Source organism: Plantactinospora solaniradicis (assembly GCF_042658085.1).
Classification (GTDB): Bacteria; Actinomycetota; Actinomycetes; order Mycobacteriales; family Micromonosporaceae; genus Plantactinospora; species Plantactinospora solaniradicis.
The window spans coordinates 1-2,599 of sequence record NZ_JBHSPR010000077.1; the positions used below are offsets into that span (position 1 = coordinate 1).

Here is a 2,599-nt window from a genome sequence, read left to right on the forward strand (position 1 = left end):
CCACCACCAGCACGACGAGGAAGGGCCAGCCCCGGACGGGGCTGGCCCTTTCGTCGTACCCGCAAGAGCGTCGTCAACTTCCCCGAGGTGTCATGGGATGCTCGACGGCCGGGGCGGGCTGGCGTACCGCCGGGTCTTGGAGGAGCGCGACATGGTCGACGCGGTACAGGTGACAGATCCGTGCTGCGGGCACGGTGAGGGACCGGTCTGGGATCCACGGACGGGGCGGCTGCTCTGGGTGGACATGCTCGAGGGCGACGTACTCGGATTGACGCCCGGCCCGGACCAGGTGGTCCGGCATCATCTCGACACCGTCGCGGCGGTGGTCCGGCCCCGCGCGGCCGGTGGCTACCTGGTCGCGGTCGAGCGCGGGTTTCTCCTCACCGACCCGGAGCTGCGTCCGACGAGTCGACTTCCGGAACTCTGGTCCGACCCGGGGCGGCGGATGAACGAGGGCGGCTGCGATCCGGCGGGCCGGTTCTACTGCGGCTCGATGGCCTACGACATGCGGCCCGGTGCCGGCGAGCTCTACCGGCTGGACGCCGACCTCGTTCCCCGGCGGGTGCTCGGCGACGTCACCATCTCCAACGGAATCGCCTGGTCCCGCGACGGCAGGTCCGCGTACTACGTCGACACGCCGACCCAGCGTGTCGACGTCTTCGACTACGACCCGGACAGCGCCGCGCTGACCGGCCGCCGCCCGTTCGCCCGGATCGACTCGGCGGACGGTGCCCCCGACGGCCTGACGCTCGACGCGGAGGGCGGGGTGTGGGTCGCGCTCTGGGGTGGCGGCGAGGTGCGGCGCTACACGCCGACCGGGCGGCTCGACGTCCGGATACCGCTGCCGGTCCGCCAGGTCACCGCCTGCGCCTTCGGCGGGCCCGACCTGCGCGACCTCTACATCACCACCTCCCGGCTGGGCCTGTCCGAGCCGGAGCCCGCCGCCGGCGCGCTGTTCCGGGCCACACCCGGGATGAGCGGCCTACCGGTGACCCCGTTCGGGGCCTGACGGGGCAGGCTTGCCACCGCCCTGGTCGTCGCCGTCTTCCGGGCTGAACCGGATGATGAGCCGGCTCACCACGACGGCGTAGCCGATCAGTACGACGGCGAGCAGTGGCACCATCGCGGTCGCCCTCGGCACGAGGGCGACGGCACTGATCAGCCCGATGGCGATCGGCGCGAAGAGGATCCTCGGCAGCGGCACGGTGCCGAGGGAGAGCCACTGCAGGGCCAGGCCGCCGAGGAACCAGCCGCCGAGCGACACCGCCAGGAGGAAGCGCAGCATCCCCGGCAGTTCCGGCGAGCCTGCGGCCACCTCCCGGACCGCCTGGCCCAGGCACCAGCCCAGGAGCAGCAGGGCCGCACCGAGCACCCCCTGCACGTTGGCGTAGCCGAGCCCGGCGTTCAGCCGGGTTCCGGTCAGGCCGATGGTCACGTAGGTGGTGTAGACCCACCACACCGATGCCGGGATGGCGAACGCGGTGACGGCCACCGCGCTGACCGCGACCGACGGCTGGGTCGGCACCGCGCCGATCAGGTCGGTCAGGCTCACCCCGAGCAGGATGATCGTGAACTGTCCGATCCGTTCGGGCAGGTGCGATGGGTGGACCGGATGCTGGCTCAGCCAGCGCCGGCCGAGCCACGGCGTCAGCAGTTCGACGGCCAGTCCGATGAGCCACAGCAGCGGCCGTAGATGCCCCGGTACGGCGAGCGAGGCCGCCCAGATCAGCCATCCGGCACCGAAGCCGCTGAGGTAGATGGCGGTCAGTCGCCGTGCGGTCGGGCTGGTGCCCCGGACCCGGAGGTAGAGGGCCAGCAGCGTCGCGCGGACCACGAGGTAGCCGATCGGCAGGAGCAGGGTGTCCGGGGCGTCCCGGACGCCGACGGCCATGGTGCCGGCCCCGAGCATGCCGATGAGTACGGACACCCGGTGGGCGAAGTCGTCGGGATCGAACCGGGTGTCGTAGAACGCCTGCCCGACCCAGGCCCAGTAGACGACGACGAAGAGTCCGGCGGTCCGGAGGATCTCGCCCGCGTCGGGCACTTCGTCGGTGAGCCGGCTCTGTACGGCGGCGAGGGCGAGCACGAACACCAGGTCGAAGAAGAGTTCGAGCCAGGTCGCGTGTCGCGCCTCGCTACCCGGCAACGCGGACGGTTCCAGCCCCCAGCGGGCGGTCAGCCGGCGCAGTCGGATCACGCCGCGTCCCCGTCCAGGCGTACCCGGTCACCCACGCCGTTCGGCCGCCAGTTCACAGCCGGTAATCATCTCGTGGCGAGCGCCCCGGCGGCGGGATTCCGCAAATCCGGGGTCTGGGCAGCGATGAAAGTTGAGCAACCGTCGTGATTGTGAAGTGGTATCAGGGCTTTTGCCCCTTTAATGCATCAGCCGTTCGGCTAGCTTTTGCCAAGACGATCGGGCTAAGGTGATGCCTGAACGGATAACCACCACGATCACCACCACAGCGGACCACTACGACCACCACCACTGAGCGCCACCAGGCGCAGGTCGCTGAGAGGGTGCAGGGAGGACCACCATGACCGCACCGACCACCACCCGGGCCACCACCACCGAGTCCGAGGCTCCGGCCGCCGTCGCCGT

General features: G+C 70.9%; 2 protein-coding genes. One reads left to right on the plus strand and one right to left on the minus strand.

Annotated features, from left to right (window positions below; translation table 11 throughout):
• Positions 1 to 97 precede the first annotated feature (97 nt).
• Positions 98 to 1,009 (plus strand): SMP-30/gluconolactonase/LRE family protein, encoded by a 912-nt coding sequence (locus ACFP2T_RS43140; protein WP_377432827.1) that lies wholly within the window; start codon positions 98 to 100, stop codon positions 1,007 to 1,009.
• Here ACFP2T_RS43140 and ACFP2T_RS43145 read toward each other — a convergent pair.
• Positions 983 to 2,197: a low temperature requirement protein A gene (locus tag ACFP2T_RS43145; protein ID WP_377432829.1), complete on the minus strand. Its 1,215-nt coding sequence runs from the start codon at positions 2,195 to 2,197 to the stop codon at positions 983 to 985. The two genes, ACFP2T_RS43140 and ACFP2T_RS43145, sit on opposite strands and share 27 nt — an antisense overlap.
• Positions 2,198 to 2,599: the final 402 nt, after the last annotated feature.

Bases quoted from the DNA above. Each gene is read 5' to 3' on its own strand.
- ACFP2T_RS43140 (WP_377432827.1), top strand. From the start codon at position 98: ATGCTCGACGGCCGGGGCGGGCTGGCGTACCGCCGGGTCTTGGAGGAG.